The 23,734-nt window shown below is 66.3% G+C and carries 12 protein-coding genes and 2 rRNA genes; 9 read left to right on the plus strand and 5 right to left on the minus strand.

The genetic code is table 11. From position 1 onward, the window contains the following. Both OXN85_03930 and rrf read left to right on the plus strand, forming a co-directional pair. Positions 1-971 (plus strand): 23S ribosomal RNA (locus tag OXN85_03930); the annotation flags it as partial. 77 nt (positions 972-1,048) lie between these two features. Next, positions 1,049-1,165, plus strand: a 5S ribosomal RNA gene (rrf, locus tag OXN85_03935). A gap of 434 nt (positions 1,166-1,599) precedes the next feature. On the opposite strand, the gene thiE is transcribed toward rrf, so the two are convergent. Genes thiE through OXN85_03955 form a run of 4 tightly spaced genes read right to left on the minus strand, consistent with a single transcriptional unit; the run spans position 1,600 to position 4,261 of the window. Next, positions 1,600-2,256 (minus strand): thiamine phosphate synthase, encoded by a 657-nt coding sequence (gene thiE, locus OXN85_03940; GenBank protein ID MCY3599110.1) that lies wholly within the window; start codon positions 2,254-2,256, stop codon positions 1,600-1,602. A 12-nt stretch (positions 2,257-2,268) separates the two neighbouring features. Next, on the minus strand, positions 2,269-3,300 hold the full coding sequence (gene mltG / locus OXN85_03945; GenBank protein ID MCY3599111.1) for an endolytic transglycosylase MltG: 1,032 nt from the start codon (positions 3,298-3,300) through the stop codon (positions 2,269-2,271). Beyond that, positions 3,297-3,743 carry a Holliday junction resolvase RuvX gene (gene ruvX / locus OXN85_03950; protein ID MCY3599112.1) on the minus strand — a complete coding sequence of 149 codons (447 nt, stop codon included), beginning with the start codon at positions 3,741-3,743 and terminating at the stop codon, positions 3,297-3,299. Before ruvX ends, mltG begins: the two co-directional genes overlap by 4 nt. Before the next feature lie 20 nt (positions 3,744-3,763). Then, positions 3,764-4,261 (minus strand): hypothetical protein, encoded by a 498-nt coding sequence (locus tag OXN85_03955; GenBank protein ID MCY3599113.1) that lies wholly within the window; start codon positions 4,259-4,261, stop codon positions 3,764-3,766. 49 nt (positions 4,262-4,310) lie between these two features. Between OXN85_03955 and OXN85_03960 the strand changes: the two genes are divergently transcribed. Beyond that, positions 4,311-5,615, plus strand: a complete 1,305-nt coding sequence (locus tag OXN85_03960) for a thymidine phosphorylase (protein ID MCY3599114.1) — start codon at positions 4,311-4,313, stop codon at positions 5,613-5,615. A gap of 44 nt (positions 5,616-5,659) precedes the next feature. Here OXN85_03960 and OXN85_03965 read toward each other — a convergent pair whose 3' ends face one another. Continuing rightward, positions 5,660-7,756, minus strand: a complete 2,097-nt coding sequence (locus tag OXN85_03965) for a PBP1A family penicillin-binding protein (GenBank protein ID MCY3599115.1) — start codon at positions 7,754-7,756, stop codon at positions 5,660-5,662. Between the two features lie 207 nt (positions 7,757-7,963). On the opposite strand from OXN85_03965, the gene tyrS reads away from it, so the two are divergent. The 6 genes from tyrS (at position 7,964) to OXN85_03995 (ending at position 23,704) form a co-directional block, all read left to right on the plus strand. Then, a complete protein-coding gene (tyrS, locus tag OXN85_03970) occupies positions 7,964-9,175 on the plus strand; it encodes a tyrosine--tRNA ligase (protein MCY3599116.1) in 1,212 nt (403 codons plus the stop codon). A gap of 451 nt (positions 9,176-9,626) precedes the next feature. Further along, the gene (locus OXN85_03975) at positions 9,627-12,935 is read left to right on the plus strand and encodes a SusC/RagA family TonB-linked outer membrane protein (GenBank protein MCY3599117.1); all 3,309 of its coding nucleotides are present in this window, start codon (positions 9,627-9,629) and stop codon (positions 12,933-12,935) included. Positions 12,936-13,037: 102 nt separating this feature from the next. Further along, positions 13,038-14,759 carry a hypothetical protein gene (locus tag OXN85_03980; GenBank protein MCY3599118.1) on the plus strand — a complete coding sequence of 574 codons (1,722 nt, stop codon included), beginning with the start codon at positions 13,038-13,040 and terminating at the stop codon, positions 14,757-14,759. A gap of 295 nt (positions 14,760-15,054) precedes the next feature. Then, on the plus strand, positions 15,055-18,378 hold the full coding sequence (locus OXN85_03985; GenBank protein MCY3599119.1) for a SusC/RagA family TonB-linked outer membrane protein: 3,324 nt from the start codon (positions 15,055-15,057) through the stop codon (positions 18,376-18,378). Between the two features lie 56 nt (positions 18,379-18,434). Continuing rightward, on the plus strand, positions 18,435-20,162 hold the full coding sequence (locus OXN85_03990; protein ID MCY3599120.1) for a hypothetical protein: 1,728 nt from the start codon (positions 18,435-18,437) through the stop codon (positions 20,160-20,162). Between the two features lie 158 nt (positions 20,163-20,320). Then, positions 20,321-23,704 carry a SusC/RagA family TonB-linked outer membrane protein gene (locus tag OXN85_03995; protein MCY3599121.1) on the plus strand — a complete coding sequence of 1,128 codons (3,384 nt, stop codon included), beginning with the start codon at positions 20,321-20,323 and terminating at the stop codon, positions 23,702-23,704. Positions 23,705-23,734 lie beyond the last annotated feature (30 nt).

A 23,734-nucleotide genomic window follows, 5' to 3' on the forward strand; every position in this document is an offset into this window, starting at 1 on the left:
AGCGAAATTCCTTGTCGGGTAAGTTCCGACCTGCACGAATGGCGTAACGACTTGGGCACTGTCTCAACCAAGAGCTCGGCGAAATTGGAGTCTCGGTGAGGATACCGAGTACCCGCGGCAGGACAAAAAGACCCCGTGCACCTTTACTACAACCTGATATTGGGTTCGGGCACCGTCTGTGTAGGATAGGTGGGAGGCATTGAAGCAGGGCCGCCAGGTTCTGTGGAGCCACTGGTGAAATACCACCCTTGCGATGTCTGGATTCTAACCTTGGGCCGTGATCCGGTCTGGGAACAGTGTCAGGCGGGTAGTTTGACTGGGGCGGTCGCCTCCCAAAAGGTAACGGAGGCGCGCAAAGGTTCCCTCAGCGCGGTCGGCAATCGCGCGGAGAGTGCAAAGGCATAAGGGAGCTTAACTGCGAGACCGACAGGTCGAGCAGATGCGAAAGCAGGCCTTAGTGATCCGGCGGTTCTGTGTGGAAAGGCCGTCGCTCAACGGATAAAAGGTACGCCGGGGATAACAGGCTTATCGCCCCCGATAGTTCACATAGACGGGGCGGTTTGGCACCTCGATGTCGGCTCATCGCATCCTGGGGCCGGAGAAGGTCCCAAGGGTCGGGCTGTTCGCCCGTTAAAGCGGTACGCGAGCTGGGTTTAGAACGTCGTGAGACAGTTCGGTCTGTATCCGCCGTGGGCGTTGGAGATTTGAGAAGAGCCGCTCCTAGTACGAGAGGACCGGAGTGGAGTGACCGCTGGTGTACCTGTTGTCCCGCCAGGGGCATCGCAGGGTAGCTATGTCGCGAAGGGATAACCGCTGAAAGCATCTAAGTGGGAAGCCTACTTCAAGATGAGATCTCCCGCACCACAAGGTGCCTGAAGGACCGCAGGAGACGACTGCGTAGATAGGCGGTAGGTGTAAGGCGTGTGAGCGCCTCAGCCGAGCCGTACTAATCGTCCGTGAGGCTTGATCCATATCTTCATATGAGGTCGATAAGCGCTTCAGCGCACTCGACCGCCCTGCACTCGACTCGTGAGCCAGATCCCGGATTGCCGGCGGCTTTAGCGAGGGGGAAACACCTGGTCCCATCCCGAACCCAGCAGTTAAGCCCCTCAGCGCCGATGGTACTTGGGCGGGGACGCCCTGGGAGAGTAGGTCGCTGCCGGCGACTTTGTCGGAAACGCCTCGTGTCCGTTGCGGATGCGAGGCGTTTTCTGCATCGAGGTGGGGTGGGAGAGGAGAGCGTGGGCGGTGGCTGGCTGGTGAACGCCGCGGCCATGCCGAACGGCTGCGGAGCACTCCGTCGCGGGGCCGCGGCTCCGCAGGTCGGCGGGTTGGAGGGCGTTCAAGGCTGGCGCCACCGCCCACGCTCCCCTCTCCCATCCGTCGCCGCTGCGATGGGATGGCAGATGGCCGTGCCGGCGTGCGTGGGGGCTCGCCAGCTTCCGGTAGCGTGAGCGCTTCGGTGATGCGGCGGAGGAGGGGGGTGTCGGCGCTGGCGCCAGCCTTGAACGCCCTCGGATCCGCCCCCCGTGCGGCAGCGCGTCCGCGCGACGGAGTGCTCCGCAGCCGTTCGGCATGGCCGCGGCGTTCACCAGCAAGCTAGCGCCGACACCCTCCTCCTCCGCCGGCGATGCGAAGAAGCTCTTGTACGACCGCGGCGGGGGCGGAGGCCGACATTACCGTGGAGAGGACGGCGATGCCGGCGCCGGTCTCGAGTACCTCGCGGGCGTTTTCCAGGGTGATGCCGCCGATGCCGAGACAGGGGAGACGGCTGGCCTCCCGGACGAGCCGAACCCGGTCGGGGCCGATCGCTTCGTCGGCGAGGCCGGGCTTGGAGCGGGTGCCGAACACCGCGCCGACGCCCAGGTAGTCCGCCCCCGCAGCCGCGGCGCGTCGGGCTTCCTCGGGATCATCGCTGGAGTAGCCGATGATGAAGTCGCGCGGGGCGATGTTGCGGGCCGCGGAGACGGTGAGATCGTCCGGTCCGAGGTGGACGCCGTCCGCGCCGGTGGCGAGGGCGACATCGAGACGATCGTTCACGATCAGGGTGGCGCCCGCAGACTTCGTGATGGCACGGAGCCGCTCGGCGGTCGAGGCAAGCGCCCGGGCGTCCGCGGTCTTGTCCCGGAGTTGAATCGCCGGCGCCCCGGCGTCCACGCATTCCGCCACGACCCGCTCGAGCGGACGGCCGCAGGCGGGCTGCGGGTGGGTGACTACCATGAGAGGCCAGCCATCCCACGTGGGCGAGCCGGGCACGGATCCTGTCTCCTAGCGTTCCGCCGACTCGCGGTCGAGGCGGATCCGGTTTCTCGCGTTGTTGTGCTCGCGCAGGGTCCGGGTGAATTCGTGCGAGCCGTCGTTTCGCGCCACGAAGAAGATGTACTCGTGGTCGGCGGGCTGGAGGGCGGCCCGAAGCGATGCCGCTCCCGGCGAAGCAATAGGCCCGGGCGGCAGTCCTGGCTGCGTATAGGTGTTGTAGGGGTGATCGGCGACGGAGTCGATGTCGCGGTAGAGCAGGCGCGCACGTGGCTCGCCGAGGGCGTACTGGACCGTGGGATCCGCCTGCAACAGCATGTCGCGCTGAAGGCGGTTCCAGTAGACTCCCGCGACCACCGGACGCTCCTCGTCCCACCGGACCTCCTTCTCGACGATGCTCGCGAGCGTCACGACCTCGCGCTCATCGAGGCCGAGCGCTGCAGCCAGGGCTCGCTCCTCGGCCCCCCAGAAACCTACGTATCGTCCGACGATCGCCTGCACGATGACCCGGATTCCGACACCATCGGCGAATCGATACGTCTCCGGGAACAGGTATCCCTCGAGCGTGGGACCCGGCACGCCCAGCTCACCAACCCGCTCCGGAGCCGTCAAATAGGCAAGAACGGCCGCGGTCGAATCGCCGACATAGGCGGCCAGGCGCTCCGCCACCTGCGGGAGCCGAAGACCCTCCGGGATCGTGAGTGGTGTCGTAACAACGGCCCCGGCTCGGAGCACCTCGAGCAGATACGGGTACGGGGCGCCGCGCGGGATCTCGTACCGGCCGGCCTTCAGCTGCCGCCCCCGACCCTTCAGGCGCACGTACGCGTCGAAGATCCGGGGATGGAAGATCAGTTCCTGCGCTCGGAGTACGTCCGCGACCTCGAGCGATGCGGCGCCATCCGGGATGAGGACCTCGACCACCGACCCATCGGGCATGCCGCGGCCGCGGAATTCGGCGGAGAAGAACCCGTATGCCACGGGGGCGAGTGCCGCGAGGGCGGCGAGGAGCAGACGACCACCCGTCCCTTTCGGCAGGCGTCTCATGGGCCCCGCGGGACGCACGCGCCGGCGGGGGCGCTGCGCAGATAGGCGGAGAGCATCAGCGCCGCGGCCATCTCGTCCGTCCGTCCCTTCCGTCGCCGCCGGCCGCGAGGCGGATCCATGCGGAGGATCTCTCGTTCCGCCCGCGCGGTCGACAGCCGCTCATCCCACTCGATGGTTCGCACCCCCGTCGCTTCCTCCAGAGCCCGGGCGAAGGCTCGCGCCTCTTCGGCCATCTCGCCCGCGGTCCCATCCATCGAGAAGGGGATACCCACGAGGATGGCGGCGGGATCCAGTTCCGCCACGAGTGCGGCCAGGTCGGCCGGGACCGCGCTCCCCGGCGCCCGTCGGTTAGACCTCTCCACCACGCCGTGAGGCGCCGCGATCGTCCGGGTCGGATCCGTCACGGCCACTCCGATGCGGCGTCGGCCATAGTCGAGCGCCATCAAACGACCGCGGGCCGTGCTCAGTGCTCCCGGCCCCCGGCGCGCGATTGGCCGTCGGCAAGCACCCGTTGGATCGTTTCTGCGGATCCGAACAGGTACCAGCATGGTTCCGTCCGGTTGCCGCACTGCACCGCGGCGACCTCTACCGCGCGGCCCGCCACGCGGCTCAGCACGCCCCGCAGCAGCGCCGTCCCAAAGTGGCAGCGAACATTCCCGGGCGCCGTGGCCTCCACCGAGTCATGCCAGGCGATGGCGGCGAACCCTCCTCCCCCCGGTTTGAACGCTATCGATCCGAGGCCCGCCTTCCGGAGGATCTCGTCCAGGAAGGCCCAGAACTCCACTGCGGGAAGCGCGTCCGGAGCGTCGCCGAGCAGGGCGACGGCCTCCGCGCCGGTCCGGTCCCCCGCCTCGATCAACGCCGCAATGCCGGCATCGCCCAGGCTCGCGCAACGATGAAAGAGACCCGCGAGGACCGACCTCGGCAGGATCACGGGAGGGGGCTGCGTGGGGGAGATCATCGCCAAAAAAGCTAGACAGGGGGCCGAGGCCGGACAAGGTTGGCGCCTCATGCTCCCGACCCGGACCATCGAGAAGAAGCGGGACGGCGGACGGCTCCCGTCTGACGAATTCGCGGACTTCCTGCGCGCGTATCTCGAAGGAGACGTCGCCGAGTACCAGATGTCCGCCTTCCTCATGGCCGCGTTCATTCACGGACTGGATCCCGCCGAACTCTCGGTGCTACTGCGGGAGATGATCGAGTCCGGGGCGCGACTGCGGTTCACGAAGGACGGTCCGCCGGCCGTCGATAAGCATTCGACCGGCGGCGTCGGCGACAAGGTCTCCCTCATTCTGGCGCCTCTTCTGGCCGAAGCCGGGCTTCGCGTCCCCATGATGTCGGGTCGCGGTCTCGGACATACCGGGGGGACGCTGGACAAGCTTGAGGCGATCCCGGGCTTCGACGTGTCCGTGGACCTGGTACGGTTCCGGGCCATTCTCGATGAGGTCGGGTGCGCGATGATCGGCCAGACGAAGGAAATCGCGCCGCTCGACGGACGACTCTACGCCCTGCGGGATGTCACCGGGACCGTTCCCTCCCCACCCTTGATCGCGGCATCGATTGTTTCCAAGAAGGTGGCGGAAGGAATCGGGGCGCTCGTGCTCGACGTGAAGTGTGGACGCGGCGCCTTCATCACCGACCGCGCGGAGGCGCGAACGTTGGCGCGCACCATGGTCCACCTCGCGACCGCCGAGGGGGTGCGGACGAGCGCGCTCCTCACGGCAATGGACGCCCCCCTGGGCTGCACCGTCGGCAACGCGCTGGAGGTGCGCGAGGCGATCGAGACGCTGAGAGGCGGAGGACCGGCGGATCTGCGCGCCGTCACCCTCGCGCTGGGCGCCGAATTGCTCGTCGCCGTCGGTCGCGCACCCGATGTTGAAGGAGCTGGGGCGGAACTCGGCGTGATCCTGGACCGGGGCGCGGCGCTCGAGCGCTTCGCGCGGCTCATCGAGGTCCAGGGAGGGGATCCGGCGGTGGCCGACGAACCTCGGCGCCTACCCTCGGCCCCAATCCGCGAACCCTTCCGATCGCCCGGCTCCGGTTGGCTCGATGTCCACGCCCGCGAGGTGGGGCTCGCCGCGGTGGAACTCGGGGCCGGCCGCCGGCGCGTCGAGGACGCGGTCGATCCGAGAGTGGGGTTCGAGTTTCACCGCAGAGCGGGTGACAGGGTCTCCGAAGGCGAGTCTTTGCTCACCGTGCACGCGGCGGACGATGCCAGCGCCGCGATGGCCGCCCGCCGTCTCACGGACGCGATTCGGATCTCTCCCGAACCCTCCGCGTCGCAACCGCTGATCCTGGAGCGGATCGTCGGCTAGCCGGCCGCAGCAGAGCCCGAAGGCCTGCTAGTCCGAAAAGCCCGCTAGTGCGGCGCGGAATTCCCACGGACGGGGACCCGCGCGCTCCACGGGCCATGCGCGTCGCACATCTCGGTCGGTTCCGTCCCCTCGAGGTAGATCTCGACGTAACGCACGTCGAGCGGACACCAGCGCGTGGACAGCAGTCCCGTGGTCTCACTCACCGTACGCTCGACGAGGCCGGGCGGCCGCACCCACGCGTCGGGGTGTTCGTGCGTTTCGTAGTAGTGCGCCAGCACCGCCGCTCCGACCGGCGCCGCCGTGCCCCCGCCCGTGGCGCCCGCATAGATGCGCCGCGGCCGGTCGTGCCCGATCCACGTCGTCGTCACGAGGTCCGGCGTGAATCCGACGAACCACGTGTTGGTCGCGTCGTTCGTCGTTCCCGTCTTGCCCGCCACCGGTACGGAGAAGGGAATCGCATAGCGGGACCTCACCGCCAGCGTCCCGGTCCCCCAGTCCACCGCGTCCCGCAGCATGGACTGGGCGACCCAGGCGATGTCGCGCTCCAGCACCCGCTCGCGCTGGACCCGGCTCTCCCAGAGCACCCGGCCGTCCCTGCTCTCCACGCGGAGGATCGACCTGGGGGAGACGCGGACGCCGAGGTTCGCGAAGGTGCTGTAGGCGGTGGCAATCTCGATCGGACGCACATCCATCGAGCCGATCGCCGCCGATGGCACACGCGGGACGCTCGATGCGACCCCCATGCGTTCGGCCATCTGCGCGAACGACTCCTCGCCGACGCGCTGCCCCAGCTTGACGGCCACGACGTTGATGGACCGGGCCAGCGCCCGCCGGAGGGTCAGGGGGCCCTTGAAGTCATTCTCGAAGTTGCGCGGTGCGTAGGGGTCGCCGCCGACGTTCTCGAGGTAGTACGGCTGGTCGTAGATGATCTCCGACGCGGGGATGCCGGCCGCGATCGCCGTCGCGTAGACGAACGGCTTGAACACGGAACCCGGCTGCCGGATGGCCTGGGTCGCGCGGTTGAACTCGGAGTCGCCGAAATCGCGCCCGCCCACCATCGCCCGCACATCGCCGGTCGGCGCGTCCAGCGCGACGAACATCCCCTGCACATAGGGCATCTCGGCGCCTCCGCGGCTCACCTGGTACAGGCTGTCGGGCGGCCACGCCCGTACCTCCTCGAAGGTGACGCCGCGATAGGCCGGGTGGCGATCCACCCATTCCAGCTGCGCGAGCAGCGCGGAATCCGCGACCGCCTGGAGCTCCGGGTCGAGCGTCGTGTAGACCCGGAACCCCTTCTCGTAGATGTCAGTGCCGTATCGGTCGTAGAGCCGCTGCCGCACCCACTCCACGAAATAGGGCGCGTCCTGCTCGATGCGGGCCCCCCTCGCGAGTTCCAGCGGGTACGCCTTCGCCGCCTCGGCGTCCTCGATGCTCACGAGTCCCTGCGCGGCCATCAGTTGAAGGACGAGATTGCGCCGTCCGACGGCCCGCTCCGGGCGGCGGATCGGGTTGTACCCCGCAGGATTCCGAGGGATGGCCGCGAGAAGTGCCGCCTCCGGCAGATTGAGCTGCGCGGCGGTCTTCCCGAAGTAACGCTCCGCCGCGGCCTGGACTCCGAACACGCCGTCGAAGTTGATCTGGTTGAGGTAGGCTTCGAGGATCTCCCACTTGGTGTACGCGCGCTCCAGATCGATCGCGACGCGTATCTCGCGCAGCTTCCTGCGCACGCTGATATCGCGCCGGTTCACGGAACTCTCGAACATGTTGCCCGCGAGCTGCTGCGTGATCGAACTGCCGCCCGCAGCGCCATACCCCCGCATCAGAAAATCGAAGAAGGCTCGCGTCGTTCGCAGCACGTCTACGCCCGCGTGACCCCAGAAGCGCTTGTCCTCGACAGCGATGAAGGCGTTGTACACGTGACGCGGGAGCCCCTCCATGCGGATGGGCGTCCGCCGTTCGATGGCAAGTTCCGCGAGGAGGGATCCGTCCGCCGCGAAGAGCTTCGTCGCCTCCTTGGGTTCGAAGGCGTAGATCTGGGCGATGGAGGGACACGCGTCGCACAGGTGTGTCCACCCGCGCCACGCCACGCCCGCCCCAAGTCCGCCGCCGATCAGAACAGCGAGCGTCAGCGCCCGGCGCATCCGTTTCTTCGCGCCCCGCGCCCGGCGCGCGCCTCGTCGTCGACGGATCATCCCCGTTCCCCCCCTGCGATCTTCCGGCCGTTCACGCTTTCCTCCGGACCTCAACCCTCGCGTCGGACCGCCAACGGCCCGATTCTATCGTCACGCCGCGCCCGGCGGGAGCGACCCGCGACGGGACGATAGGGAATATACCGACACCAGGCGCAGATGTTTCTCCCCGTAGACGAACAGATCCGACGGATCCGCGCGGGAGCCGAGTCCATCGTCCCCGAAGACGAACTCGTGGCCAAGCTCGAGCGTTCGGCACGAGAAGATCGGCCCCTCCTTATTAAACAGGGGTTTGATCCGACGCGGCCCGACCTCCACATCGGCCACGGCGTGTCGATCCACAAGTTGCGGACCTTCCAGGAACTCGGCCACCGCGTGGTCTTCGTGATGGGCGACTTCACGGCTCGCGTGGGCGACCCGAGCGGAAGGGACGAGACGCGCCCGATGTTGTCCGAGGAGGAGATCGAGTCGAACCTGGCCAGCTACGAAGACCAGGTCTTCCGCATCCTCGATCCGGGGGCGACCGAGATCCGGAAGAACAGCGAATGGCTCGCGGGCCTCGCCTTGGCGGACATCCTGCGGCTGACCTCGCAGTACACGGTCGCCCGCATGCTCGAGCGCGATGATTTCGCCGCGCGCCACCGGGAGGGACGTCCCATCAGCCTCGTCGAATTCCTCTACCCGATGATGCAGGCGTACGATTCCGTTGCGTTGCGGGCCGACGTCGAACTCGGGGGCACCGATCAGCGGTTCAACCTGCTTCTGGGGAGAACGCTTCAGGAGCGCGCGGGCCAGGAACCGCAGGTGTGCCTCATCATGCCGCTCCTGCGCGGGACCGACGGACATCGGAAGATGTCCAAGAGCTACGGCAACTACGTCGGTATCGCGATGGAGGCGGGAGAAACGTTCGGGCGCGTGATGTCGATACCGGACACGCTGCTCGACGAGTGGCTCGTACTCGTGTCGAGCGCCTCCGGCGAGGAACTCGCTGCTCGCCGCGCCAAGGCCGGAACCGATCCGCTCGCGGCCAAGCGGTGGCTGGCCGGGGACCTCGTGGCCCGCTACCACGGCGCGGCGGCCGCCGGCGAGGCGCGGGAGGCGTTCGACCGCCTGCACCGGCGCCGGGAAGTGCCGGAAAATGTCCCTGCCGTGTCGCTCTCTCTCGGAGAGCGGGAGACGCTCTGGATCGCGCACATCCTCCGCGATTCGGGGCTTGCGGCCTCCTCCTCGGAGGCGGGTCGACTCATCCGGCAGGGGGCGGTGCGCGTGGACGGGAGCGTGATCCGGAAGGGCGACCTCCATCTGCGAGAAGGCGAGTATCTCGTGCAGCGGGGGAAACGCGCGTTCGCGCGGATCTCCCTCCGGCCCTGAGGTCCCGAGTTTTGCGGGCTCGATGACGATGCGCGCGGTCTCGCGGCGGTGCCTGCAAGGGTCTTGCACGGGCCGAAGTTGGCGCTCATGTTGCCCGGTCCCGTTCGTCGGGGAAGTTGCGGGTGTGCGCCGAAGGGCCGTACGCCGCGTAGCGGAATCGTTCGGCGGCGGGGAGCGCGGTTTTCGGCTCGTTGCGGGCAGCGCATCCGGTGTCGCGCCGTGCGTAGCGTCGCAAAACGGTGCCGCAAATCGTTGTAAAGGAGTAGTGACACGACACGACGTGCTTTTTTGGTGGGTCTCGACGCGGTGTACTGACCCGGCTGCGTCGGGCGAGGGTTCGGCCCTCGAACAGATTCGGGTCGCAGAGGATCCCACTGCCACAGGAGGGAGATCCATGTTGTTTCACTTGTCAGAGTGGCGGAAGCGCGCGAGTGCGCTGGCCGTTACAGCAGTGAGCGCCTGGCTCTTTATCGGCGCGGCCCCGTTGCTCGCTCAGGGAGCGATCTCGGGGACGGTGACCGACTCGGAGTCCCTGGCCCCGGTGGCCGGTGCGCAGGTGTTCGTTGCGGGAACAGTGATCGGTTCGCTGTCGGGTCCGGAGGGCACGTACCGGTTGGAAGGCGTACCAGCGGGCGAGCAGACCGTGACGGTCCGCTTGATCGGCTACCGGGAAGCGTCGCAGACGGTGACGGTGGCGTCGGGTCAGGTGGCGACGGCGGACTTCGCCGTGACGCAAACGGCGCTCCGGCTTCAGGACCTGGTCGTGACGGGCGTGGTAGGCGAAACGCCGCAGGTGAAGCTCCCGTTCACGGTGGAGCGGCTGTCGACGCAGGACATGCCGGTCCCGGCGGCGGACGCCTCCTCGCTGCTGGCGGGGAAGGCAGCCGGCGTGTCGGTCATTTCGGGCTCCGGCCAGCCGGGCGCACAGGCCAACATCCAGTTGCGCGGCCCGACGTCGATCAACGCTGACGGTCGTGGACAGTCGCCGCTGATCGTCATCGACGGCGTGATCCAGGCCGAGGGCGCGTCGCTGTCGGACGTGGGCGCACTGGATATCGACCACGTGGAGATCGTGAAGGGCGCGGCGGCGGCCTCGCTGTACGGGTCGCGGGCGCAGAACGGCGTGATCGAGATCACGACCAAGCGGGGGACGGGCCTGCAGACGAACTCGCTGAGCATCCTCGCCCGTGGTGAGTACGGACTCGGGCAGCTCGTGGGTGATGTGGGCCTGGTGCGTTCGCATCCGTACACCATGAACGCGTCCGCCACGAAGTTCATCGACTCGGAGGGCAACGAGGTCGACTTCCGCGATCTGAACCGTCCGGGCTTCGGCTCGGCCGTGCTCTACAACCAGATCGACCCGGGCGCGCAGGCGAACCCCCAAGTGGCGTTCGCGAACCAGGCGTTCCCGACCGAGTTGTTCGATCACATGGACACGTTCTTCGATCCCGGCGAGACGATGGACGTCTACGGCGCCGTGACGGGTCGTTTCGGCGAGTCGAGCTTCCGGGTGAGCGTGAACCAGTTCCGCGAAGCCGGCGTGGTGAGCTGCTCGGCGTGCATCGACAACCTGGCCACGCTGAACGCTGACCGCGTCGCGCAGGGTCTGACGGCCTTTGATGTCGGGCTCCCCAACGACGAAGGGTTCGAGCGGCAGAACGTGCGCCTGAACGTGGACACGCGCTTCGGCGATCTCGACATCGCGGCGAGCGGCTTCTACTCGCGCGCCGACCAGGACGACAAGGCGGTGACGAACGGCGCGTTCTCGCGACTCACCTTCATGTCGCCCGCGATCGACCTTACGCAGATCGACCCGACGGACGGGTATCCCGAAATCATCGCGGATCCGCAGTCGATCGAGGACAACCCGCTCTACCGTCTGGCGATCGCCACGGACCGCGACGAGCGCACGCGGACGATGGGTTCCGTGGATCTCAACTTCTCGCCGGCCTCGCTCGATTGGATGACCTTTGAAGCCAACGCTTCGTTCGACCGGACGGATTTCAACGACTACGAGATCTATCCGAAGAACGAGCGGACCCGGGAGGGTACGACCGGTGGCAGCCTGCGCGAGTTCAACTCGACCAACGAGGCGATCAATGCCTCGGTGACGCTCGGCGCGAGCCAGACGTTCATGGACGGCGACCTCACGGTGCGCGGCAAGGCCCGCTACCTGACGGAGAACCAGAACTTCGAGTCGAACGGGGTGTTCGGGAGCCAGTTCTCGGTACAGGACGTGCCGAACTTCGGCGCGATCATCGGCGAGACGAGCGGGAACAACCAGGTCCGCCAGATCAGGGCGGAGGGACTCTTCGGGATCGCCAGCGCCGACTACCTTGGCCGCTACATCATCGACGGCCTGGTTCGGCGCGATGGCTCTTCGCTGTTCGGGCCCGACGAGCGGTGGCAGACGTACTACCGCGGCTCGGTCGCGTGGCGGGTGACGCAGGAAGACTTCTGGAACATCGACGCGATCGATGAGCTGAAGCTGCGCTTCTCGCTGGGCACGGCGGGCGGCCGCCCGAACTTCTACGCCCAGTATGAGACGTTCGGTGTCTCGGCCGGCGCGATCTTCCCGATCAACCTCGGGAACTCGGCGCTGAAGCCGGAGTTCACGACGGAGCGCGAGGCGGGGCTCAACTTCGTGTTCTTCGAGAACCTCGGTCTCGACTTGACGTACGCTTGGCAGACGACCGACGACCAGCTGCTGCAGGTTCCGCAGCCGGCGTTCGTGGGCTTCTCGAGCCAGTGGCAGAACGCGGGCGCGATCGCGGCCCAAACGTACGAGGTCTCGCTGCGCTACGCGGCGATCGACGAACAGGACATGGGCCTCCAGTTCCGGCTGAACTGGGACCGGACCAAGCAGGAGATCACGCGCCTGGACGTGCCCGACTACTCGTTCGCTAACTTCTTCGTCTCCGAGGGTCGTCCGCTGGGCGAGCTGTGGGGCGAGTTGTGGGCGACGAGTTGCGCGGACCTGGCGCCGATCGGCGTGTCGGCTTCCGACTGCAACGCCAATTTCCAGGTGAACGACGACGGCCTTCTCGTCCCGACGGGAGGCGCCGCCTTCACGGAAGGGTTCAGCAAGAAGCTATGGGGAACCCAGGTCGAGGTCGCCACGGCGGACGGCTCCAACTCGTACCACTGGGGCCTCCCGATCAAGGTGCAGGATTACTCGCCGGCTTGCGTGTCGAAGAATCCGGGCGATTACGAGGAGAAGTGCACGCTCACCGAGTTCCTGCCGTTCGGGAACACGACGCCGGACTTCAACGCATCGTTCGCGACGAACTTCCGGTACAAGGGTCTCAGCTTGAACAGCCTGATCGAGACCTCCCAGGGCGCGTCGATCTACAACGGGACGGCGCAGTGGTCGCTTCGCGAGTTGCGCGGCGAGGACACGGACCAGACTGGCAAGGCGCTGGAATTCAACAAGCCGGTCGGTTACGCCTCGGCCCTCTACTCGGTCAACGCCGATAACTCCTGGTTCCGCGAGGACGGCAGCTGGATCAAGCTCCGCGAGCTTTCGCTCGGCTACACGCTGCCCGAGACCATGACGCAGAGCCTGTTCGGCGACGTCTTCGATCGGGTGACCCTCAACGCGATCGGTCGGAACCTGATCACGATCACGGACTACCGGGGCTACGATCCCGAGGTCGGATATAGCGGCGGACAGTTTGGGAGCACCGCGCTGAACCGTGTCTCCACCTTCGGATACCCGAACTTCCGGACGTTCACTTTCGCGGCGGAACTGGTATTCTGAGTCCTCTCGTGGCCGGAGGCGGGGAGGTCCTCTCCGGAGGGCTCTTCCCCGCCCCGGATCATCCAAGGGACCGGACACAACCGACTGGAAAACGGAGCGAACATGAATAGGAAGCTGACACTACCGGCCTTTGCGCTGGCGCTCCTGTTCGGCTTTACGGGCTGCGACCTGCAGGTTGACAACCCGAACGAGCCGGACCGGGCGCGCGCCCTGGCAGGCCCGGACGACGTGGAAACGCTCATCGCGAGCTCGTTCCTGAAAGTCTGGGAAATCGGACACTATTGGACCAACGCGAACTTTGCGTTCGGCCACATGGCGAGCCGTCACACGGCGACGTGGGGCAACATGGGGATGAACGATCTCGGTCGTGAGCCCCGTGAGTCGTTGCCCAACAGCCCCTCCTACCGCTGGGCGTACGTCTTCGAGGCGAACTGGGGCGACGCATACGGCGGCATCTCGGCGGCGTCGGACGGGATCCGGGCCATCGAGTCCGGCCTCGAGATCGGGCCGGGGGGCGAGCGTAACCCCCGTGCACTCGCGTTCGCGGCGGGCAGCCAGGCGATTCTGTCGTGCCTGCTGTCCCTCTGGTACGACCAGGCGTTCATCGTTGACGAGACGACGGACCTGGGCGGGGAGCTCGATACGGTCGACTACAACGCGATGTTCAACTACGCCATGGGCAAGCTCGACGCGGCGGAATCACAGGCCCGAGGGTCTTCGTTCACGCTCGCCGAGACGTGGGTCAACGGAAACCCGTGGAGCAACAACGAGTGGGCCGACTATCTCGTGAGCTGGAAGGCGCGCTGCGCGGCGAACCTCCCGCGCTCGGACGCGGAGGCCGCGGGGGCGAACTGGAGCCAGATCATCTCGAACGCCCAAAACGGTATACGGGATGTCATCATCACGGGTGAGGACTCCTCGTCGGACAGCCCCTGGTACGACGGTCTGAAGTCGCTCATGCAGGAAAATGGCACGTGGCACCGGATGCACATGGACTGGGTGGGTATGGCCGACCAGAGCGGCGAATACCAGGACTGGCTGTCGATCCCGACGTCGCAGCGCACTGCGCGCCAGATGACGTTCGGTGACGACATGCGGTTCCCTCCGGTGAACGAGGACGGGGCGACCTCCGACATCGTCAGTCCCACACTCGCATCGGATGGTCCGCGCTCCCGTTACAACTCGACCATCATCTTCCGGCCGGAGCGCGGCACGTACCGGCAGTCGCACTACGGCGACATGCGCTACGACCACTACATCGAGGTCTTCTGGGCCTTCTCCGGCCCCCTGGAGCACATGACGTCGAATGAGATGGACCACTACATCGCGGAAGGCAACTACCGGATGGGCAACTTCGGCGCCGCCGCGGACATCGTGAACAAGACGCGCATGGAGGCGGGTCTGCCGCCTGCGCCGTCGAACCCCACGGATGCGGTCCCATCGAACGGAGCGGGCGAGTGCACGCCGCGAAAGCGGTATGACGTGCAAGGCCGCTGCGGCAATCTGCGGGACGCGATGTGGTACGAGCAATTCGAGAACGTGTTCAACGTCTTCGGAGGACTCGAGTTCTGGCACGGACGCCGGAATGACATTCTCCCGGCGGGAACGGCGCTGCACGTGCCGATCCCGGCTGCGGACCTTGAAGTGCTGCAGCGGGACATCTACACGTTCGGTGGCGGCGGAGAGGCTTCGGCCCCCGACCCAACACCGTCGATCGTTCCGGGTAGCCTCGACGCCGCGCTCGAGCGGGCCACCTACGCGCTGGAGCGCTTGGCCGCGCAGCAGCGAGCGGAGCGTCGCATGCGAGATCTCGTCGTCCGCTAGGAGGCGGGCCGGACGAGTTTTTTGGAGGCGTTGGCTTTGCCTCCGACGGAGTTGTTTTCGGACTAAAGGGCGGTTGCTTGCGTAGACGGCCTTTTGCAGGAGCGTTGGTGCCTCCCGGTGCCGTCGTATGACGGTATCGGGAGGCCTGCGTTGTGGAGAGAAGCGATCGGGTGGCGCAAACAAGCGCCCCTGATCGTTTTTTTTTTGGGAGAAGCTTTTTTGGAGGAGCGTTTCACAGAAAGGGTGATCGATGTCGGTTAACTTGTCAGGAAAGCGGAAATGCGGTAACGCGCTCGTGACCATCGTAGTGAGCGTCTGGCTCCTTATTGGCGCGGCCCCGCTGCTCGCTCAGGGAGCGGTCTCGGGGACGGTAACCGATGCGGAGTCGCTGGCCCCGGTGGCCGGCGCGCAGGTGTTCGTTGCGGGAACGGTGATCGGTACGCTGTCGGGTCCGGAGGGCACGTACCGGTTGGAAGGCGTGCCGGCGGGCGAGCAGACCCTGACAGTCCGCCTGATCGGCTACCACGAACTGTCGCAGACGGTGACGGTGGCATCGGGCCAGGTGGTGTCGGCGGACTTCGCCGTGGAGCAGACGGCCCTTCGCCTCCAGGACATCGTCGTGACGGGGGTGGTGGGCGAGACGCCGCAGGTGAAGCTCCCGTTCACGGTGGAGCGGCTGTCGGCGCAGAACTTCCCCGTGCCGGCGGCCGACGTCTCCGCGTTGTTGACAGCGAAGGCGGCGGGCGTGTCGGTCGTGTCCGGCTCCGGCCAGCCCGGAGCGGAGGCGTCGATCATGCTGCGCGGTCCAACTTCCATCAACTCCGCAGGGCGCTCTCTGTCGCCGCTGATCGTGATCGACGGCGTGATCCAGTCGGAGTCGGCCTCGCTCTCCGACATCGGATCGCTGGACATCGACCACGTTGAGATCGTGAAGGGTGCGGCGGCGGCGTCGCTGTACGGTTCGCGAGCGCAGAACGGCGTGATCGAGATCTCGACCAAGCGCGGCACGGGCCTGCAGACGAACTCGCTGAACATCCTCGCCCGCGGCGAATACGGCATCGCCCAGTTGGTGGGGGACGTTGGCTTGACGCGGTCCCACCCGTACCAGATGAATGCGGCGGGAACGCTCTTCATCGACACCGACGGGAATGAGGTCGCTTTCACCGACCTGAGCCGCGGCGGATTCGGTGCCCCGGTCCTGGCGAACCAGATCAACCCCGGCGAACCGGGCGATTCCTTCACATCGTTCGCCAACCAGGCCTTCCCCCATGAACTGTTCGATCACATGAACACGTTCTTCGATCCCGGTGAAACGATCGATCTCTACGGCGCGGTGACGGGCCGCTTCGGCGAGTCGAGCTTCCGGGTGAGCGTGGACCAGTTCAGAGAGGGCGGCATCGTGCGTTGCACGCCGTGTATCGACAACCTCGGCACGTTGAACGCGGATCGGGTCGCCCAGGGCTTGACGGCCTACAACGTGGGGCTGCCGGACGACGACGGATACGAGCGACAGAACGTGCGCCTGAACGTCGACACCCGGTTCGGCGACCTGGACATCGCCGCGAGCGGGTTCTACTCCCGCGCCAACCAGGACGACAAGGCGCTCGAGAACGGCGCGTTCAGCCAGCTGACTTTCGCCTCGCCGGCCGTCGATCTGGCACAGATCGACCCGGTGGACGGGTATCCGAGGATCGACGCGGACTCGCAGTCCATCTCAAACAACCCGCTCTACCTCCTGGCGATCGTAGACAGTCGGGACAAGCGGACGCGGACGATGGGTTCGGTCGACCTCAACTACTCTCCGTCGGGTCTCGACTGGTTGACCCTGGAGGCGAACGCGTCTTTCGACCGGACGGACTTCTACGATTACGAACTCTACCCGAAGAACGAGAAGACCCGTGAGGGCCCAACCGGCGGCAGCCTGCGCGAAGGCAACTTCGAGGACGAGGCGATCAACGCATCGGTGACGCTCGGCGCGAGCGAGACGTTCATGGACGGCGACCTCACGGTGCGCGGCAAGGCCCGCTACCTGATCGAGGACCAGCGCTTCGAGTCGAACGGCGTCTTCGGAAGCCAGTTCTCGGTGCAGGACGTCCCGAACTTCGGCGCCATCATCGGATCCACGACGGGCAGCAACTCCGTCCGGGCCATCAAGGCGGAAGGACTCTTCGGGATCGCGAGCGCGGACTACAAGGGTCGCTACATTCTCGACGGTCTGATCCGGCGCGACGGTTCGTCCCTCTTCGGGCCGGACGAGCGGTGGCAGACCTACTACCGGGGTTCGTTTGCCTGGCGCGTGACGCAGGAGGATTTCTGGAACATCGACGCGATCGATGAACTGAAGCTGCGCTTCTCGCTGGGTACGGCGGGCGGGCGGCCGAACTTCCAGGCACAGTACGAGACGTTCGGGATCTCCGGTGGCGCGATTTTCCCCGTCAACCTGGGGAACACCGCGCTCAAGCCGGAATTCACGACGGAGCGCGAGGCGGGAATCAATTTCGTCTTCTTCGACAACCTGGGCCTCGACCTGACCTACGCGTGGCAGACGACCGATGACCAGTTGCTGCGGGTACCGCAGCCGGCGTTCGTCGGTTTCTCGAGCCAGTGGCAGAACGCGGGCGCGATCTCGGCGCAGACGTATGAGATCTCCATGCGCTACGCACCGATCGACACCCAGGACATGGGCCTGCAGTTCCGGCTGAACTGGGATCGGACGCGCCAGGAGATCACGCGGCTGGACGTTCCCGCGTACCGCCAGGGGACGTTCTTCGTCTCGGAGGGTCGTCCGCTGGGCGAGATGTGGGGCCACGTGCTGGCGACAACCTGCTCGGATCTCGAACCCGTCGGCATCTCGGCTTCGGACTGCAACGCGAACTTCCGGGTGAACGACGACGGCATCCTCGTGTGGACGGGAGGCGCCGACTTCACCGAGGGGTTCAGCAAGAAACTCTGGGGGACGGACGGGACGGTCGCCACGGTCGACGGCGGCGAGAACACGTACCTCTGGGGCATTCCGATCAAGGTCCTGGACTACTCGCCGGCGTGCGTGGCGAAGAACCCGGGCAACTACATGGAGAAGTGCCAGCTCACGGACGTGCTTCCGTTCGGGAACACGACGCCGGACTTCAACGTGTCGTTCGGGTCCAACTTCCGTTACAAGAGTCTCGCCCTGAACGCCCTCGTCGAGTCGTCGATGGGTCACTCCATCTACAACAACACGGCGCAGTGGGCGCTCCGGGATGACCGGGGCGAGGACGTGGACCAGACGGGGAAACCCCTCGAGTTCAACAAGTCCATCGGTTACGTGGCGGGCGTTTATCTCTCGAACAACGACAACGACTGGTTCCGCGAGGACGGCGACTGGATCAAGATTCGCGAATTGTCGATCGGGTACACGCTGCCGGACGGGATGAGGCAGAGCCTCTTCGGCGAGATGTTCGACCGGGTTACCGTCAACGCAATCGGCCGTAACCTGCTGACGATCACCGACTATCGCGGATACGATCCGGAGGTCGGCCGGAGCGGCGGCGAACTCACGAACGCGGGCCTGCAGCGGTACGACAGCTTCGGCTATCCGAACTTCCGCTCGTTCACGTTCTCGGCGGAACTGGTCTTCTGACACTCCCTCCGCGAAACGGGGGTCGGACGGAAATTGATCGAGTTAACGGAGGGGTCATGAAAAAGAAGCTGACACTGCCGGCCATCACGCTGGCTCTGGGAGTCGGCTTTTCGGGTTGCGACCTTCAGGTCAGCAATCCGAACGAGCCGGATCGGGCACGCGCCCTGGCCAGCCCGGATGACGTCGAGTCGCTCATCGCCAGTTCCTACCAGCAGGTGTGGGCGATGGGCCATTACTGGAACAACGCGAACTTCTCGTTCAACCACATGTCGAGTCGGCACACGGCGACGTGGGGCAACAACGGCCAGAACGACCTCGGCCGGGAGCCCCGCGAACCGATGCCGAACTCGACCTCCTATCGGTGGTCGTACGTGTTCTCGGAGCACTGGAACGACGCCTACGGCGGGATCGCGGCGGCGTCCGACGGGGTCCGGGCCATCGACGAAGGTCTGGAAATCGGTCCGGGCGGCGAGCGCAACGCCCGCGCCCGCGCCTTCGCCATTTCCAGTCAGGCGATACTGAGCTGCCTGCTCGCGCTGTGGTACGATCAGGCCTTCATCGTCGACGAGACGACCGATCTCACCGGCGAACTCGAGACGATCGACTACAACAGCATGTTCAGCTACGCGATGGGCAAGCTGAACGAGGCGGAGTCCGCCGTACGGGGGACTTCGTTCTCGCTCCCGGACACCTGGATCAACGGGAACCCCTGGGACAACAACCAGTTCGCCGACTATCTCGTAGGCTGGAAGGCGCGCTGCGCGGCGAACCTGCCCCGAACGGATGCGGAGGCGGCAGGGGCCAACTGGAGCCAGATCATCTCCGACGCGCGGGCCGGCATCCAGGATGTCGTCGTCGTCGGCGAAGACCGTTCGTCCGACACGGCCTGGTATGACGACCTGAAGGCCAAGGCGCAGCAGAACGGCACCTGGCACCGCATGCACATGGATTGGGCCGGCATGGCGGACCAGAGCGGCCAGTACCAGGACTGGCTGTCCTTCGAGACCTCGAAGCGGACGGCGCGCAAGATGAGCTTCGGGGATGACCGGCGTTACCCTGCTGTGAACGAGGATGGGACGCTGGGAGAGAGCGTGAGCCCCACGGCCGCTTCCACGGGTCCGGTCCACCGCTACAACGCGAACATCATCTTCATCGCCTCGCGCGGGACGTACCGGCAGTCGCACTACGGAGATGCGCGGTACGACCACTACACCCTGAGCTGCAACTTCTGCGAATCCGGGGACATGGAGGAGATGACGGGCCAGGAGATGGACCACTACGTCGCGGAAGGCCTGTACCGGATGGGCGACTTCGCGGGGGCCGCGGACATCATCAATGTGACGCGGATGCAGGCGGGGCTCCCTCCGGCGCCGTCGAACCCGACGGATGCGGTGCCGTCCAACGGGGCGGGCGAGTGCACGCCGCGCAAGCGGTACGACGTGCAGGGGCGTTGCGGCAACCTGCGGGACGCGATCTGGTTCGAGCACTTCGAGAACGTGTACAACGTGTTCGGCGGGCTCGAACACTGGCACGGACGACGCAACGACATCCTGCCGGCGGGCACGGCGCTGCACCTGCCGATGCCGGCGGCGGATCTGGAGGTTCTGCAGCGGGACATCTACACCTTCGGCGGGAGCGCGGGCGGTGCGGCCGGCAATCCGACGCCGCCCTCGATCGTTCCGGGCAGCCTCGATTCAGCGCTGGAGCGGGCGGCTTTCACGCTGCATCGCCTCCAGAGGCACCAGAAGGCCGCGCGCGCCAGCGAAGACATGGTCGTGCGTTGACGCAAAACGACCGGGGGGCGTCTGCGGGCTCCTCCCGGTCTGACTACAGATAAAGGGCGGTTCGGACGAAGCAAGAAAGCGGCTCGATAGTGTCGAGCGGATCGGTTCCCCGGTAGGCCCGGGTCGCACGGATCTCACTGCTACAAGGAGAGTGATCCATGTTGTTCAGGTTGTCAGGACGGCGGAGGCGCGCGAGCGCGCTGGCCGCCACGGCAGTGAGCGCCTGGCTCTTCATCGGCGCGGCCCCGCTGCTTGCTCAGGGAGCGATCTCCGGGACGGTGACCGATGCGGAGTCGCTGGCCCCGGTGGCCGGCGCGCAGGTGTTCGTTGCGGGAACGGTGATCGGTACGCTGTCGGGTCTGGAGGGCACGTACCGATTGGACGGCGTGCCGGCGGGCGAACAGACCGTGACGGTGCGCCTGATCGGCTACCACGAACTGTCGCAGACGGTGACGGTGGCTTCTGGCCAAGTGGCGACGGCGGACTTCGCCGTGGAACAGACGGCCCTTCGTCTCCAGGACATCGTCGTGACGGGGGTGGTGGGTGAGACGCCGCAGGTGAAGCTCCCGTTCACGGTGGAGCGGTTGTCGGCGCAGGACCTCCCGGTCCCGGCGGCGGACGCCTCCTCGCTGCTGGCTGGGAAGGCTGCCGGTGTCTCGGTCGTCTCCGCTTCGGGCCAGCCGGGCCAGCCAGCCTCCATCATGCTGCGGGGTCCGACGTCGATCAACGCTGACGGCCGGAGCACGTCGCCGCTGATCGTCATCGACGGCGTGATCCAGTCCGAGGGCGCGTCGCTCTCGGACGTGGGCGCGCTGGACATCGACCACGTGGAGATCGTGAAGGGCGCGGCGGCGGCGTCGCTGTACGGTTCGCGCGCGCAGAACGGCGTGATCGAGATCACGACGAAGCGAGGCACGGGCCTGCAGACGAACTCGCTGAACGTCCTCGCCCGTGGCGAGTACGGCTTCGGCCAACTCGTCGGTGACATCGGCCTCGTGCGTTCGCATCCGTACACCATGAACGCAGCCGGCACGAAGTTCATCGACTCTCAGGGCAGCGAGGTCGACTTCCGCGATCTGAATCGGCAGGGGTTCGGCTCTGCGCTGCTCTACAACCAGATCAACGTCGGCGAGCCGGGAACCACGGCCACCGCGTTCGCGAACCAGGCCTTCCCGGGCGAGCTGTTCGATCACATGGACACGTTCTTCGATCCCGGCGAGACGATGGACCTCTACGGCGCCGTGACGGGTCGTTTCGGTGAGTCGAGCTTCCGGGTGAGCGTGGACCAGTTCCGCGAGGCCGGCGTCGTGAGTTGCTCGCAGTGCGTCGACAACCTCGCCACGCTAAACGCGGATCGCGTCGCACAGGGACTCTCGCCGTTCAATGTTGGCGTTCCGGACGACGAGGGCTTCGAGCGGCAGAACGTGCGTCTGAACGTCGACACCCGGTTCGGGGACTTGGACATCGCCGCGAGCGGCTTCTACTCGCGCTCCGACCAGGACGACAAGGCGGTCACGACGGGCGCCTTTTCGCGCCTGACCTTCATGTCGCCTGCGATCGAACTGACGGGCGTTTCATCGTTCGACGGGTATCCCGATATCGACGCGGATCCGCAGTCGATCGAGGCGAACCCGCTCTACCTGCTCGCGGTGAACGACAGCCGGGACAAGCGCACGCGGTCGATGGGATCGGTGGACCTCAACTTCTCGCCGGCATCCCTCGACTGGCTGACGCTCGAGGCGAACGCCTCCTTCGACCGCACGGACTTCCGGGACTACACGATCCGGCCCAAGAATGAGCGGACGTCCAGCGCCAGCGGCACGGGCGAGCTCACGGGCGGCAGCCTGCGCGAGTTCAACTTCACCGACGAGGCGATCAATGCCTCGGTGACGCTCGGCGCGAGCCAGACGTTCATGGACGGCGACGTCACGGTGCGCGGCAAGGCCCGCTACCTCATCGAGGACCAGAGCTTCAACTCGAACGGCGTATTCGGCAGCCGGTTCTCGGTGCAGGATGTGCCGAACTTCGGCGCCATCATCGGCGAGACGAGCGGGAACAACCAGACCCGCTCGATCAAGGCGGAGGGGCTGTTCGGGATCGCGAGCGTCGACTACCAGGGCCGCTACATCCTCGACGGCTTGATCCGTCGCGATGGCTCCTCTCTGTTCGGGCCCGACGAGCGGTGGCAGACGTACTACCGCGGTTCGGTCGCATGGCGGGTCTCTCAGGAGGGCTTCTGGAACATCGACGCGATCGATGAACTGAAGCTGCGCTTCTCGCTGGGAACGGCGGGCGGGCGGCCGAACTTCTACGCCCAGTACGAGACGTTCGGCGTCGCGCAGGGCGCGATCTTCCCGATCAACCTCGGGAACCGCGCGCTGAAGCCCGAGTTCACGACGGAGCGCGAAGCGGGGCTCAACTTCGTGTTCTTCGAGAACCTCGGTCTCGACCTGACGTACGCCTGGCAGACGACGGACGACCAGTTGCTGCAGGTTCCGCAGGCGGCGTTCGTGGGCTTCTCGAACCAGTGGCAGAACGCGGGTGAGATCTCGGCACAGACGTACGAGGTCTCGCTGCGCTACGCGGCGATCGACACGCAGGACATGGGCCTGCAGTTCCGGCTGAACTGGGACCGGACGCGGCAGGAGATCACGCGGCTCGACGTTCCCGACTACACGGTGGGGACCTACTACGTCTCCGAGGGTCGTCCCCTGGGAGAGATGTGGGGCGAAGTTCTGGCCACGAGCTGCGTGGACCTCGAACCGGTCGGCGTGTCGGCTTCCGACTGCAGCGCGAACTTCCAGGTTAACGACGACGGACTTCTCGTCTACACCGGCGGCGCGAGTCACACTGAAGGGTTCAGCAAGAAGCTGTGGGGCACGACGGGCGAGGTGGCCACGGCCGATGGTGGAACGCGGAACTACCACTGGGGGCATCCCTTCTACGTCGAAGACTACTCGCCGGCCTGCGTCGCCAAGAATCCGGGCGACTACATGGAGAAGTGCCGGCTGACGGACTTCCTCCCGTTCGGAAACACGACGCCGGACTTCAGCGCGTCGTTCGCCACGAACTTCCGCTACAGCAACCTCAGCTTTAACGCGCTCCTCGAGTCGTCGGTGGGCCACTCGATCTACAACAACACGGCGCAGTGGGCGCTTCGCGAGTTGCGCGGCGAGGACGTGGACCAGACCGGCAAGCCGCTCGAGCTGAACAAGCCGACGGGCTACGCCTCGGTCATCTACAACGTCGGATCGGACAACTCCTGGTTCCGCGAGGACGGCACGTGGCTCAAGGTCCGCGAACTGTCCCTGGGTTACACGCTGCCGGAATCACTCGCCTCGTCCGTGTTCGGAAACGTGTTCGACCGGGTCACGCTGAACGCAATCGGACGCAACCTGTTCACGTTCACCGAGTACCGCGGGTACGATCCCGAAGTTGGCCGGGACGGCGGGGAGGTCGGAAGCGCGACCTTGAACCGCTACGACAGCTTCGGTTATCCGAACTTCCGGACGTTCACCTTCTCGGCGGAACTCGTCTTCTGATGCCCCTCGGGGAACGGAGGTCGGACGAAC

This window comes from Candidatus Palauibacter australiensis (genome assembly GCA_026705295.1).
Classification (GTDB): domain Bacteria; phylum Gemmatimonadota; class Gemmatimonadetes; order Palauibacterales; family Palauibacteraceae; genus Palauibacter; species Palauibacter australiensis.